The sequence below is a fragment of the Dongia mobilis genome (genome assembly GCF_004363235.1).
Classification (GTDB): domain Bacteria; phylum Pseudomonadota; class Alphaproteobacteria; order Dongiales; family Dongiaceae; genus Dongia; species Dongia mobilis.
Map to the genome: position 1 here is coordinate 130,139 of NZ_SNYW01000010.1, position 14,221 is coordinate 144,359.

The following is a 14,221-nucleotide window of genomic DNA, read 5'->3' on the forward strand; positions in this document are numbered from 1 at the left end:
CTGAACGCTCAGTAAAAGACAGATGGCATGTATGCCTGCTCCGGCTCGCGGTAGTCGCCGATACTCATGAGCGTCATCGGCTTCACTGCCTGCATGCCGATAGCGAGGCACCAGCGGAACAACTCCTCCTGCCGCGTCGGCAGGAGGAACGAGAGCGGCGTCAGTTTCGCCGCCCCGAGGACCAGCGCCTGCATGTCCTCCACCGCCGCTGCAACGCCGTGATTGCCGATCCAGAACTCCGGCGCCGTCATATAGGCGACGATCTGACCATCGCGCATCGCTATCAGCGGTGTCGACCGCCGCAAGGCGGCCAAAATCTCATTGCGGCGGGATATGCCGTGGGCGCGGCGGCAGAGAACATCACATGGCTCGACGTCGCCTGCGTCCATGGGCCGAACGACGACCCCTTCCGGTACGTCGCCCATCGGCCGGCCCCGCATGAGTAGCACCGGCTCACGGACGGCAAAGCCGAGACTTGCATAGAGCGCGATCGAGCGCATGTTGAACGAGTCCTGAAGCAGTCGGATACCTCTGGCACCGGCTGCGCGCTGCAGAACTTCCTCCATCAACCTGCGACCGATGCCGCTGCCTTGCACCCTTGGGTCGACCGTAATCGGGCCGACGCCCCGGATTTCATCATCTTCCATCAGGAAGTTCGACCCCACGATCATGCCGTCCTGTTCAGCGACGACGCCGTAGACATCGGGATTGGCAACCAGGTCGGCAGCCAGTCCCTGGGCCGCCTCGGCACTGGGAAAGTCGTAGGGGAAGCCGTGGGTTCCGGCGATGGCAGCAAAGGCCTCATAGGCAATGCGTCCGCAAGCGATGGCATCGGTTGCGGTCGCAGACCGAATTTGAATAGTCATGTGGTTATCTCTTTTCGCGCACCGGATGGATCAAAGGCCAATCGGCAGCAAAGGACTGCAGTTGGCGCCGGCTCTCTTAGCGCCGAGAAACTCGGCGGAATACCTAATTTTCTGCTAAGGGCCGGAGCCCGCTTTCGTGGTCAGACGAAATGGCGCGCTACATTCAAGACGTTGGCAATTGAGGCCGAATACCCGGCCATGCCGCGCTGTGACCTACGTCACGCTCATCACAGCGGCGCCGCCAGCCAGCCTTCCCGACACTCCCGATCCGCCTCCCCCTAAATATGAGTGGTGATCTGCGTCGCAGCATTCTGCACGAGTTGCTCAATGTCGGCTATGGCGCCGGTCCCAGCCTTTTCGAACGTCAGGGTCGATCCGTTATCGAATATCACCACGACGTTCTTGCCAATGCCCAGATCCTGAATGTCGGTGATGGAATCCTTGAGTTCGTCGAGAATGCCGTTGTCGTTGGCATCGAGGATATCGGCGAAGGACAGGATATCCTGCGATTTGTTGAAATCCTTGATGATATCGTCACCCTCGCCGAAGCTGCCGAAGGCATAGGTATCGTTTCCAGCACCACCGGTCATGACATCGTTGCCGCTGCCGCCGGCCAGAAAATCGTTCCCAAGCCCCCCCAGCAACGTATCGTTGCCGGCCAGGCCGAGAAGCGTATCGTTGCCGCTGCCGCCATCCAGCAAATTGTCGGCATCGTTGCCGACAATGACATTGTCGAGCACATTGCCGGTAACGTTGAGCTTGGTCGTGCCGGTTGCCGCCGCGGTGATTTCCTCGATGTTTGCTCCCAGCAGCAGGGTCGTCGCCTTGGTCAGCGCGACTGCGCCCTGCAGTTCAATGATATCGCGCCCCTCATTGGCATTTTCGAGCACGGTGTCTTCCAACTTAACGGTGGCCGTCGCACCCGTGCCAACCTGGATGAGATCGATGAAATAGCGATCGTCGCCGGCGCCGCCCCGGACAGAATCGATACCGGAGCCACCCGTGAGCGTATCGTTGCCGCTGCCGCCAATAAGCGTATCATTGCCAATCCCCCCCTCTAGTTCATCATCCCCCTGGCCACCGGTCACAATGTCATGGCCATCTCCGGCAAGAATGGTGATGCCGGCAATCATGGCGGCGGCATTGATGTTGTTGTTGTATTTGTTGCCATACTGGGTCGAACCCGGCGTGAAGGCCACATAAGTGACGTTCTCCACCTCCTCGAATTCGACCGAGTCGAGGTCGACGTCCACCGACGCGACCAGCGTATCAATGCCCTGCCCGGCCAATTCGATCACGACGTCGTCCGCATGGTCGATGCGATAGATGTCGTTGCCAAGCCCGCCGATCAGCGTGTCGTTACCTTCACCACCGGCCAGATCATCGTTGCCGGCATTGCCAATCAGGATGTCGTCTCCCTTGCCGCCGGAAAGCTTGTCGGCGCCGCTGCCGCCGGTGATCTCGTTGGCGTCGTCGCTTCCGGTGAAGGTCCAGGCACTGCTGCCGGTATAGACATAGTTTTCAACCCCGGAGAAAGCCGTCGTCAGCAGGATGCTGGTTCGCACCGTGTCGATGCCATCACCGCCGGATTCGTCGACGACATCCTTGGCGTTGTCGACTACATAGGTATCGTCCCCGACACCACCCGACATCGTGTCGTTGCCCGTCCCGCCATCAAGATAGTCGTCGCCCGCACCGCCCGAAAGAATATCGTTGCCGGCACCGCCCGCCAGCGTATCGTTGCCCTCGCCGCCGCTGAGCGAGTTTGCCGCAGCATTGCCGATCAGGATGTTCGCCTCGTCAGTGCCGCTGATATTCGCTGCAAGCGTTCCCATCAGGGTGAAGTTCTCGAAATTCGTAAAATCGGCCGCAAGATCGAAGGTCCGGCCAAGTGTCCGTACCGTCATCTCGATGGCGTCGATGCCTTCGCCGACTTCCTCGGTCAGGACATCGTCCTCATCCGCCTTGTAGAGATCGTTGTCCTTGCCACCCTGCATCGTATCGATCCCGGCGCCGCCGATCAGCGTGTCGTTGCCGGCACCGCCGATCAGCGTGTCGTTGCCGATGCCCCCATCCAGGATGTTAGCGAAGCCATTGCCGGTCAGCTTGTTGTGCGCCGCATTGCCGGTGAGATTGAGCAGGGCGACATCCGCCCCGCTTGCATCGATATGTTCGAGATTGGCCGCGAGCAGGATGGTGGTGGTCTTGCTCGTGGCGACGCTGCCGAGCAGGACCAGGGTATCGTCGCCCTCGTTTGCGTTCTCGGTAATCGTGTCTTCCAGCTTGGCGGCGCCTGCGGCAGAGACCAGGTTGACCCGATAGGTGTCGTTACCCTTGCCACCCTTGAGGATGTCGTTGCCTTCGCCGCCGGTCAGCGTATCGTCGCCTAGGCCGCCTTCGAGAACGTCGTTGCCTTCCTTGCCGTCGAGGTCGTTGTTCTCGTCATTGCCGATGATCACGTTGGCGCTAGAATTGCCATATCCCTTCTGGGCGTCGCTCAGCAGGACCAGATTCTCGATGTCAGCATAGTTTTCCAGTTCGAGATCGATATGGCTGCGGATGGTGTCGACGCCGCCGGCTGGGCCGCCGATCTCGACGATCGTATCGTCGTTGGATTCGATCACATAGGTGTCGTTGCCTGCGCCGCCGACAAGGGTATCGTCGCCATCCCCGCCGTCGAGCCAGTCATTGCCGGCATTGCCGACCAGCAGATCATTGCCGATGCCGCCGAAGAGCTTGTCGGCACCGATGCCACCCGTGATCTCGTTGTCGTCATCGGTACCGGTAAAGGTCCAGGCCGCCGTGCCGGTATAGATATAGTTCTCGACGCCGGCAATTCCGCTGGCCAGAAGCGCGCTGGCCTTCACCGTATCGACGCCGTCGCCGCCGGTTTCGTCGACGCTATCCTTCAGATTGTCGACAATATAGGTGTCATTGCCCAGGCCGCCGATCAGCGTGTCCGCGCCGGCGCCGCCGTCCAGCGTATCGTCGCCGTCGCCGCCTTCCAGCTTGTTGGCGGCTGCATTGCCGACAATGTGATTGTCGAGCTCATTGCCGGCGACATCGCCTGCCAGCGTGCCGAGCAGGCGGAAATTCTCGATATCAGCGCCGAGGCTGAAGGCGAGGCCTGCCTTGGTTGCCGTCATCTCGACCGTGTCGGTGCCGGTGCTTCCCTCCTCGTCGATCAGGTCGTTCTCGTCGACACGGTAGGTGTCGTCGCCGTCGCCGCCATAGAGCTCGTCGACGCCCAATCCACCGATCAGGATATCGTTGCCGGCGCCACCGCGCAGGACGTCATTGCCGGCGCCGCCATCAAGGATGTTGTCGGCCTGGTTGCCGATCAGGGTATTGGCAAGTGCATTGCCGGTGACGTTCAGTTTGGTGTCCGCCGTGCCGCTCGCATCCAGGTTCTCGAAGTTCGCCGCAAGTACGAGTGTCGTCGCCTTGGCCAGGGCAATGCTGCCGCTCGATAACTCGATCGAATCCACGCCCTCATTGGAACTTTCGGACAGCGTGTCTTCCAGCTTGACGGTAGCCGTCGCCCCCGATCCCACCTGGACCAGGTTGACCAGATAGAGATCATCTCCCTTGCCGCCCTGCAAATTGTCGATCCCTTCGCCGCCCTCCAGGGTGTCGTCGCCGCCCAGGCCCAGCAGTGTGTCGTTGCCCTTGCCGCCGGTGAGCTTGTTGTTGCCGGCATTGCCGGAAATCACGTTGTTCGAGTCGTTGCCTTCGCCGTCGATATCGGCGTCCACCCCGTCATCCGTCAGGGTCAGGTTCTCGACATTGGCATGGGCCGCCAGGCTGAAGCCGATCGAACTGCGCACCGTGTCGATCCCGCCGCCGACACCGATCGCCTCGTCGATCACGTCGTCTGCCGAATCGATCACATAGGTGTCGTTGCCCTTGCCGCCGATCAGGATATCATTGCCGGCACCGCCATCGAGCAGGTTGGCGGCATCGTTGCCGACCAGCTTGTTGTCCTCCGCATTGCCGGTGCCGTTGGCTGCCGTGCCCAGCAGGTACAGATCCTCCAGCCCGTCGGCCAGTGCGTAGCTCAGCGTCGCCTTGACGGTGTCATGCCCGACCAGACCGTCCTCGCCGACAATCTCGTCCTTGGCGTTGTCGACCAGATAGGTGTCGTTGCCCTCGCCGCCCGACATCACGTCATTGCCGGTACCGCCATCCAGCGTATCGTCGCCGATGCCGCCATCCAGCGTGTCGTTGCCGGCACCGCCCAGCAGCGTGTCGTTGCCGTCGCCGCCGGAGAGATCGTTGACGGCGGCATTCCCGGTGATGCTGTTGTCGAGATCGTTGCCGGCCACATTCCCGGCGAGCGTGCCGGTCAGCTTGAAATTCTCGACAAAGGCAAAGTCGCTGGCCATGTCGAACTGGGCGCCGGCGATCTTCGCGGTCATCTCGACTGTGTCGGTGCCCTCCCCGTCCTGCTCCGTGACCAGATCCTCGTCGTTGATCCGGTAGGTGTCATCGCCCTTGCCGCCGATCAGCGTGTCGGCACCCGCGCCGCCATCGAGGATGTTGTCGGCGTCATTCCCGGTCAGCGTGTTGGCAAGCGTGTTGCCGGTCAGGTTGAGCTTGGTGGCGCCGGTATCGCTGGCATCGAGATGCTCGAAATTGGCGGCCAGCGTCAGGGTCGTCGGCACCGCCAGGGCCAGCGTGGCACTCGCCAGGCGGATCGTGTCCTCGCCCTGGTTCGCCTGCTCCGTGACGGTATCTTCGAGCTTCGCCGCGGTGCCGGCGAGGACCAGGTTGACGATATAGGTGTCGTCGCCAAGGCCGCCCTGCAAATTGTCGATCCCTTCGCCGCCCTCCAGGGTGTCGTCGCCGCCCAGGCCCAGCAGTGTGTCGTTGCCCTTGCCGCCGGTGAGCTTGTTGTTGCCGGCATTGCCGGAAATCACGTTGTTCGAGTCATTGCCGCCACCGTCGATATCGGCGTCCACCCCGTCATCCGTCAGGGTCAGGTTCTCGACATTGACATGCGCGGCGAGGTCGAAGCCGATGGCGCTGATGACCAGGTCGATGCCGCCGGTAGCGCCGGCGACCGATTCATCCACCACATCGCCGATATCGTCGACGATATAGGTGTCGTTGCCCTTGCCACCGGACATCGTGTCGGCGCCGAGGCCGCCGTCAAGGATATTGTTGCCGTCATTGCCGACCAGCTTGTTGTTGCCTTCATTGCCGGTCGCGTTGGCGGCAGCGGTGCCCAGCAGATAGAGATCCTCCAGCCCCACCGCCAGCGTGAAGGTCACGGTCGACTTGACGGTGTCGTGGCCATCGCCGCCACTTTCGTCGACGACATCCTTCAGACTGTCGACGAAATAGGTGTCTTCGCCCTTGCCGCCGATCATGATATCGGCACCCGATCCGCCATCGAGCGTGTCGTTCCCCTCGCCGCCAGTGAGCGTGTTGGCGGCAGCATTGCCGATAATCCTGTTATGGCCGGCATTGCCGGTGCCGACGGCCGCTGTACCGAGCAGATGCAACTCCTCCAGCCCATCCGCCAGCGCGTAGCTGATCGTCGATTTGACGATATCGTGGCCGACCAGTCCGTCTTCGCCGTTGATCTGGTCCTTGGTGCTGTCGACGAAATAGGTGTCGTTCCCTTCGCCGCCCGACATCACGTCGTCGCCGACGCCACCATCCAGGATATCATCGCCCTTGCCGCCCACCAGAATGTCGTTGCCGGCACCGCCGATCAGCTTGTTGTCGCCGTCGTTACCGGTGATCTCGTTGGCAAGGGCATTGCCGGTGATATCGATATTGGCACTGCCCGACAGGGTCAGGTTCTCGACATGGATATTGCCGGCCAGGTTGAAGGCAACACTGGCCTTCACATGGTCGATACCGCCATTGAGCTGCTCGACGACCTGATCGAAGAGGCTGTCGACGATATAGGTGTCGTCGCCGAGGCCGCCGACCATCTTGTCATTGCCGGCACCACCGTCGAGGAGATTGTTTCCGGTGCCGCCCAGAAGCGTATCGTTTCCGTCTTCGCCGTAAAGCTCATCGTCCTTGAAACCAAGGGTCTCGATGACATTGTTCGACGCATTTCCCTTGAGCGTCACATTGGCGGCGCCGCTGGGAGCGTTGTAGACGAGATTCTCGAAATTTTCGGCCAGCGTAAACCCGCTATAGACGTAGACCGTATCGATGCCCTCATTGGCGAACTCTTTCAGGTCCGCGATCGTCCCGGTGTTGTGATAGTACTTGTCGTTGCCGGCGCCGCCGATGAGCGTGTCTTCACCAGGCCCGGACCAAAGAATGTCATCGCCGATACCACCATCCAGGTAGTCGTTGCCATCGCCACCCTCAAGTGTGTCGTTTCCCGCTTCACCGTATAGTTTGTCGTTTCCACCAAAACTGCGTATACGATCGTTTCCTGCACCGCTCCAAATTTCGTTATCGACGCCATTGCCATTGATCGTATCGTTGCCTTTGCTGCCGATCGCGTTTTCGATGATGGCATTGTATGCGATGGCAATGTTGCTGAGAGCGGTCTGACCATTGTTCTTGATGCCGATGGAGCTGAAATTTCCATCGGTCAGATCGATCGTCACCCCTCGCGTCTGGTTGGCCGCGCTGATCGTGTCGGTGCCGCCACCGTCCCAGATGGTAAAGAGGGATTCCTTCGTGCTGCTGAACTCGTATACCGTGTCGCCCGCGTTATGCGACATGTTGGCACCGTAGAGATACTGGATCGCCGCGATGTCATAGAGCATCAGCGAATAGGCTTCGATCGTGGCATAGGGGCTGAGATCGTAGCCCATGATCGAATACATTTGGGTTTCGAACTGGCCGGTCAATATCGGTTCGCCATCGCCGTCGTCGAACGGATGCTGCAGCCCCAGTGCATGCCCGATTTCGTGAATCAGGGTGGAGAAGCCGAACTGGCCGTCATTCAGTTGCAGGTTCGGCGCGTAGTAGGGATCGATCCAGACGTCGCCGGCCCAGGGCGACTGATCATAGGTCGGGTCCTTGTAGCTGCCCTGGTCGGGGTAATAGGCCCAGGCCGCAGCACCCTCGTCGCCCACCATGCCGCTGAAGGCGACGCGGATGTCGCCGACATTTGCGGCCGTGTCGGCCACCTCTTCGAAGGTGATGTTGGCAACGTCCGAGAAGACTTTCAGGGCCGCCTCGAATCGCTCCTGCTCATAGGCGGTCAGGCCGCGATAGCCGGCCGCGCTGGGTTCGTAGCCGCTGTAGAACCAGTTGTTCCAGGTCGCGCCGGCGTCGGGGAAGCTGTAGGTCACATGGGCCGCCGTGCCGACGCTGCCGCCCCATTTGCCGCCCGACAGCAAGGCGTTGATGTAGTTGTAAGAAGCGCTGAGATTGGGAACGGTCGAGGTGGGGCTGCTGTGGTTCGGACTTGGCAAGGGACACCCGGTTCAGTTTGGTTTTTAGAGCACCAGTAAAACGCGAGGTTAACAATTTTAGTTAAAATGTGAATGGTTAAAATGTGGAAAGTCGATGACACTTTGGTGCCGGCCGCGATGCCGCTATCTTGGCGCAATTTCCGGGTTGCCGAGCAGGGGCGCGCAAACCGGGCCGGTACGCGCGGCTCAACCATCGCGGGATGAAATTTGCGATCAGTTGCTGATTTGAGTGGGGGTCCGGCGCTGCCCGGAAGTCGCTGTGCCACTGCAATCTGCAGCGCCACCAGCGCACGCTGATGGTGGCATCATTCCGGCCGCCTGCAATGCATCGCAGCGCTCAATGCCGCAAAATCTGGCGCGGCAGAGCCGGTACTTCAGAACGGAATGTCGTCGTCGAGGTCGCCGCCACGGCCGCCACCGCCGCCCGACGAGCCGCCGCCATAGCCACCGCCGCCGCCCGAACCACCGCCGAAGCCGCCGCCATTGCCGTAATCGTCACCGCCTCCCATGCCGCCACCACCGCCACCCTCGCCCTTGCCGTCGAGCATGGTGAGTTCGCCGCGGAAACGCTGCAGCACCACTTCGGTCGTGTATTTCTCGGCACCCGACTGGTCTGTCCATTTGCGGGTCTGCAGCTGGCCCTCGAGGTAGATCTTGCTGCCCTTCTTCAGGAAGCGTTCGGCCACATCGACCAGGCGCTCATTGAAGATGACGACGCGATGCCATTCGGTCTTCTCCCGGCGCTCGCCGGAATTCTTGTCGCGCCAGCTTTCCGACGTCGCGACCGAGAGGTTGGCCACCTTGGTGCCGTCCTGGGTCGAGCGGATTTCCGGGTCGCGCCCCAGATTACCGACCAGAATGACCTTGTTGACGCTGCCCGCCATGGATGTGCCCCCTGCTGAAGAACCGATGCGTGAATGCGCCCGTATAGCGCGTCGCCGGCTCCTTTCCTAGCACCCAGTGGAGTAGAACAAAAGGGGTATTCCACCCCGCCGATCATCGCTATGATGCGGCCCTGCTGCGGCACGGCATGGCCGCCGATTCCTTCCGTCTTCCAGCCCAGGTCCCCATGGCTAACCAGTTGACCGGTCACAAGATTTCGGTTCGCGGCGCGCGCGAGCACAACCTCAAGAATGTCGATATCGACATGCCGCGGGACGCCCTGGTGGTGATCACCGGCCTCTCCGGTTCCGGCAAGTCCTCGCTGGCCTTCGACACCATCTATGCCGAGGGGCAGCGGCGCTATGTCGAGAGCCTCTCGGCCTACGCCCGGCAATTCCTGGAACTGATGCAAAAGCCGGATGTCGATTCGATCGACGGCCTTTCGCCGGCGATTTCGATCGAGCAGAAGACCACCTCGAAGAATCCGCGCTCGACCGTCGGCACGGTCACCGAGATCTACGACTATATGCGCCTGCTGTTCGCGCGCATCGGCATCCCCTATTCGCCGGCGACGGGCCTGCCCATCGAGAGCCAGACGATTAGCCAGATGGTCGACCGCATCATGGCACTGCCCGAGGGCACGCGCCTGCTGCTTCTTGCTCCCATCGCGCGCGGCCGCAAGGGCGAATACAAGAAGGAATTCCAGGACCTGCAGAAGCGCGGCTTCCAGCGCGTCCGCGTCGACGGCAAGATCCACGAGATCGCCGAGGTGCCCAATCTCAACAAGAAACTGAAGCACGATATCGAGGTGGTGGTCGACCGCATCGCCGTGAAGCCGGGGCTGGAGACGCGTCTGGCTGGCAGCGTCGAGACTGCGCTCGGCCTTGCGGATGGCCTGCTCTATGCCGATTACGCCGACAAGCCTGATGAGCGCATTCTGTTTTCCTCGCGCTTCGCCTGCCCGGTCTCCGGCTTCACCATTGACGAGATCGAACCGCGCCTCTTCTCCTTCAACAACCCGTTCGGCGCCTGCCCGGTCTGCGACGGGCTGGGATCAAAGCTCTATTTCGATCCCGAGATGGTGGTGCCGGATGCGTCGAAGAGCCTGCGCGACGGCGCCATCGCGCCCTGGGCCAATTCCAGCTCCAACTATTACGTCCAAGCCCTGGAAAGCCTTGCCCGGCATTTCAAGTTCTCGCTGGGCACCGCATGGAAGGATCTGCCGAAGAAGACCCGCGACATCATCCTCTACGGCTCGGGCGAGGAAGCCGTCACGATGACCTTCGATGACGGCACGCGCTCCTACAAGACGACGCGACCCTTCGAGGGCGTCATCACCAATATGGACCGCCGCTTTCGCGAAACCGACAGCGCCTGGGTGCGCGAGGAACTTGGCCGCTTCCAGTCGACCAGCCCCTGCGAGGCCTGCGAAGGCCGCCGCCTGAAACCGGAAGCGCTCGCCGTCAGGATCGACGGCAAGAACATCGCCGACGTGGCCGAGTATTCGATCCTGCAGGCGGCCGAGTGGTTCGGCGGCCTTTCGAAGAAACTCAGCAAGAAACAGAACGACATCGCCTATCGCATCCTGAAGGAGATCAACGAGCGCCTTGGTTTCCTCAACTCGGTCGGCCTCGAATACCTCACCCTCTCCCGCGCCTCGGCGACCCTCTCCGGCGGCGAGAGCCAGCGCATTCGCCTCGCCTCCCAGATCGGCTCCGGCCTCACCGGCGTACTCTATGTGCTGGACGAGCCTTCGATCGGCCTCCACCAGCGCGACAATGACCGGCTGCTGGCGACCCTCAAACGCCTGCGCGACCTCGGCAACACCGTGCTGGTGGTCGAGCATGACGAGGATGCCATCCGCAACGCCGATTACCTCATCGACATGGGTCCCGCCGCCGGCATCCATGGCGGCACGGTGGTGGCGCAAGGCACACCGGCCGAGGTGATGAAGTCGGACAGCCTCACCGCACAATATCTCAACGGCTCGCGCAGCATTCCGGTGCCGTCCGAACGACGCAAGGGGGCCGGCAAGCAGGCGAGACTGCGCATCGTCGGAGCCAGGCACAACAACCTCAAGAATATCAGCGTCGACATCCCCCTCGGCACCATGACCTGCGTCACCGGCGTGTCGGGCGGCGGCAAGTCGACCCTCATCATCGAGACGCTCTACAATGCCTTGGCCAAGCGCCTGCACGATGCGCGCACACATCCCGGCGAGCACGACCGCATCGAGGGCATCGAGTTCCTCGACAAGGTCATCGACATCGACCAGTCGCCCATCGGCCGCACGCCGCGCTCGAATCCCGCCACCTATACCGGCGCTTTCACGCCGATCCGCGACTGGTTCGCCGGCCTCCCTGAGGCCCAGGCGCGCGGCTACAAGGCTGGCCGCTTCTCCTTCAACGTCAAGGGCGGGCGCTGCGAGGCCTGCGAGGGCGACGGCGTCATCAAGATCGAAATGCACTTCCTGCCCGACGTCTATGTGCAATGCGACCAGTGCAAGGGCAAGCGCTACAATCGCGAGACGCTGGAAGTGCAGTTCAAGCACAAATCCATCGCCGACGTGCTCGACATGACGGTCGAGGAAGGGGTCGAGTTCTTCAAGGCGGTGCCGGCCATCCGCGAAAAGCTTGCCATGCTCAACCAGGTCGGCCTCGGCTATGTCCATATCGGCCAGGCGGCAACGACGCTATCGGGTGGCGAGGCACAGCGCGTGAAACTCGCCAAGGAGCTCTCCCGCCGCGCCACGGGGCGCACGCTCTATATCCTCGACGAGCCCACCACGGGCCTGCATTTCGAGGACGTGCGAAAACTCCTGGAAGTGCTGCAGCATCTGGTCGACCAGGGCAATACCATCGTCGTCATCGAGCACAACCTCGAGGTCATCAAGGTGGCCGACTGGATCATCGATTTGGGGCCGGAAGGTGGCGACAAGGGCGGCCGCATCGTCGCCGAGGGTACGCCCGAGGATGTCGCCGACACACCGGGCAGCTATACCGGGCAGTACCTGGCGCCATATCTTAGTAAGCGCGTGAAGAAAAAGGCCGCGAGAGGATAAACCAATGTACAAGCTCTATTGGAGCGCCGGCAGTGCCGCCATGGCGCCGCAGGCGATCATCCTGGAATCCGGCGCCAGGGCCGAGTTCGTGAAGATCGACAGCGACAGGAACGAGCAGAAGGGCGCCGACTATCTGAAGCTCAACCCCCATGGCCGCGTGCCGACCCTGGTCTATGACAACGACCAGGTGATGTATGAGAGTGCGGCCATCTGCCAGTTCCTGGTCGAGCAGCACCCGGAGCTCAATCTGGCGCCGGCGGTGGGGGCCCCGGACCGGGCGCGCTATCTGCAATGGATGGCGTACCTTACCAATACCGTGCAGGAAGCGATCATGCATTGGTGGCATGGCGAGAATTTCATCGACGGCGAGCCGGAACAGGCGAAGCTGAAGGCGAAATCGGAAGAACGTCTCGCCAGGATGTGGACCTTCCTCGACAACGAGATCGCAACCAGGGGTCCGCATCTCTGCGGTGAACCCTTTTATGCCTGCGACTATTTCCTGGTGATGCTGATCCGCTGGTCGCGAATGATGGCGAAACCCGGCCACGCCTACCCGCACCTCAACGCCCTCATCCGCGAGACGCTCAAGCGCCCCGCCTATGCGAAGATGCTGGCGTTGCAGGGAATCGATCAGGCGGTTTGAAATCGGATGCGACATTAAAATTCCGTGATCCCCAGCGAAGGCGGGTGATCCGCGAATTGCTCTCTTCATTTCTCGGCAAACCCGCGGATAGCCCGCCTTCGCGGGCCGTGACGATAGGGGGCCACCCTATTTCCCGACAAACCGCACGCCGATGACGGGGCCGGCAGCACGCACGACTTCGCAGCGGCGCTCAGTGCCGTCGCTGAGCTGCAGCGTGAAGCGTCTGGGCAAGGGGGTGAGTTCCGGGAAGACCAGCCTGGCCCCGCCTTCCGACCAGTCGCGTACCTGGCAATCGTAGAGGCTGGCGCCGCCGCGGAAGAAAGCCTTGGCGCTCTTCAGCACCTTGCGGCGTGGATGCCGCCTTTTGTCACTACCCTGATCCACCATTTCCCGTCCGCCTCATCCCATCAGGCTGTGCCCGCATCCCGCGCCCGTTGCCGCCAGGCCGCCGGCGGCAGGCCGAAGGCGCGGCTGAAGGCGCGATTGAAGGCGGCCTCCGTGCCATATCCCGCCTCTTCGGCGATGGCGATGATGGGCTGCCCGCCATTCGCAAGAGCGACGCTCGCGAGGAACAGGCGCCAGTCGCGCAGGTATCGGATCGGCGAGGTCTGCAGCACGGAGTCGAATTTTCCAGCGAGCGAGCTCCGCGACATGCCAGCAGCGGCGGCGAGGTCCTGGATCGACCAGTCCCGTTGCGGCTCGGTATGGATGAGGGCAAGGCAGCGTGCGAGCTGCGGATCGGCAAGTGCTGCCAGCCAGCCCACAGGCCCCAGGCGGGCCGAGATGATGTAGTGGCGCAGGATCTCGATGAAGGCGATCTCGGTCAGCCGCTCCAGCATCGACTGGCCGCCGGTGCGCGGGCGATCGACCTCCGCCGTGATCTGGCCGATCACGGCACCCAGCCAGCCGGTAACTGTCTGGCCGCGTGTCTTCACATGCAGCATGACCGGCAGAGCGGCGCGCAGCGGCTGGAAGTTGATGACGCTGCACTCCAGATAGCCGCAGAGCAGGCGCAGATCGGGCTCGCCATCGCCATAGCGCAGCACCGGCAGGTCGCGCCAGGGAAGCGGTGGCAGATCGCGCGTCGGCACGATCAATTGACCACCCTGGCCGGCACCCAATTGATGCCCCGTGCAGAAGGGGAAGGCGACGATATCACCCTCTTCGAGATGCGTCGTTTCGGCGCCAATCCTTACCCAGCATTTTCCGCGCACGACGATGTGAAATGGGATTGCCGCGTTGGAATCGGCGCCACTGGCGCCCAACCTCGGCGCCCGGTCCGTTTCCCAATCCCCTTGCGGCATGAAGCAAAACTGGACGGCGGAATTGAGTCGAATGGTACGCAAGACATCCGACAGCACGTCCTCCGCGC

The 14,221-nt window shown here is 62.0% G+C and carries 7 protein-coding genes; 2 read left to right on the plus strand and 5 right to left on the minus strand.

All coding sequences use genetic code 11. The annotated features are described in order from the left end of the window. Positions 1-8 precede the first annotated feature (8 nt). The 3 genes from A8950_RS13705 to A8950_RS13715 all read right to left on the minus strand — a co-directional run bounded on the left by A8950_RS13705 (position 9) and on the right by A8950_RS13715 (position 9,147). Positions 9-866, minus strand: coding sequence for a GNAT family N-acetyltransferase (locus tag A8950_RS13705; protein ID WP_133614244.1), 858 nt, complete (start codon positions 864-866; stop codon positions 9-11). A 278-nt stretch (positions 867-1,144) separates the two neighbouring features. Continuing rightward, positions 1,145-8,263 carry a M10 family metallopeptidase C-terminal domain-containing protein gene (locus A8950_RS19990; RefSeq protein WP_133614245.1) on the minus strand — a complete coding sequence of 2,373 codons (7,119 nt, stop codon included), beginning with the start codon at positions 8,261-8,263 and terminating at the stop codon, positions 1,145-1,147. A 374-nt stretch (positions 8,264-8,637) separates the two neighbouring features. Further along, positions 8,638-9,147, minus strand: coding sequence for a single-stranded DNA-binding protein (locus A8950_RS13715; RefSeq protein ID WP_133614246.1), 510 nt, complete (start codon positions 9,145-9,147; stop codon positions 8,638-8,640). A gap of 185 nt (positions 9,148-9,332) precedes the next feature. Between A8950_RS13715 and uvrA the strand changes: the two genes are divergently transcribed. Together uvrA and A8950_RS13725 are read left to right on the plus strand one after the other, a co-directional pair. Continuing rightward, complete coding sequence (gene uvrA / locus A8950_RS13720; protein WP_166645176.1) at positions 9,333-12,206, plus strand: excinuclease ABC subunit UvrA; 2,874 nt, start codon at positions 9,333-9,335, stop codon at positions 12,204-12,206. Between the two features lie 4 nt (positions 12,207-12,210). Beyond that, on the plus strand, positions 12,211-12,849 hold the full coding sequence (locus A8950_RS13725; RefSeq protein WP_133614247.1) for a glutathione S-transferase family protein: 639 nt from the start codon (positions 12,211-12,213) through the stop codon (positions 12,847-12,849). Between the two features lie 126 nt (positions 12,850-12,975). Here A8950_RS13725 and A8950_RS13730 read toward each other — a convergent pair whose 3' ends face one another. Both A8950_RS13730 and A8950_RS13735 read right to left on the minus strand, forming a co-directional pair. Beyond that, positions 12,976-13,236 carry a PilZ domain-containing protein gene (locus A8950_RS13730; RefSeq protein ID WP_133614248.1) on the minus strand — a complete coding sequence of 87 codons (261 nt, stop codon included), beginning with the start codon at positions 13,234-13,236 and terminating at the stop codon, positions 12,976-12,978. A gap of 20 nt (positions 13,237-13,256) precedes the next feature. Further along, positions 13,257-14,210: an AraC family transcriptional regulator gene (locus A8950_RS13735; protein ID WP_279513061.1), complete on the minus strand. Its 954-nt coding sequence runs from the start codon at positions 14,208-14,210 to the stop codon at positions 13,257-13,259. Positions 14,211-14,221 lie beyond the last annotated feature (11 nt).